Genomic DNA, 476 nt, shown 5'->3' on the forward strand with positions numbered 1-476 from the left:
CGCGGACAGCAAAGTGCCGTTAACCCGCCGTGTCAATGATAAAGAGCTGGTCAATGACATTACCCTGACCGCCGCCGATGTCGGCGCCTACAGCAAGGAAGAAACCAATACGCAAGTCATGAAAGTAGCGGACACTAAGGTGCCGTTAACCCGCCGTGTCAACGACAAAGAGCTGGTCAATGATATTACCCTGACTGCCGCCGATGTCGGCGCCTACAGCAAGGATGAAACCGATAGCCGGATCAAAGACGGTGATGCGCAAGTCATGCAGGAAACCCAGAAGGCTATGCAGGAAGCCCAGCGGGCCCTGAAAGCCGCAGACAGCAAAGTGCCTCTGACCCGCCGTGTCAATGATAAAGAGCTGGTCAATGACATTGCCCTGACTGCCGCCGATGTCGGCGCCTACAGCAAGGACGAAACCGATAGCCGGATCAAAGACGGTGATACCCCGATCATGCAGGAAGCCCAGAAGGCTA

General features: G+C 55.7%; 1 pseudogene. It reads left to right on the top strand.

Features of this window, described 5'->3' with window-relative positions:
• Window positions 1-476, top strand: a pseudogene (locus Xbud_RS20050) (phage tail protein); the annotation flags it as partial.

It is taken from the genome of Xenorhabdus budapestensis (assembly GCF_002632465.1).
GTDB classification, from domain to species: Bacteria; Pseudomonadota; Gammaproteobacteria; order Enterobacterales; family Enterobacteriaceae; genus Xenorhabdus; species Xenorhabdus budapestensis.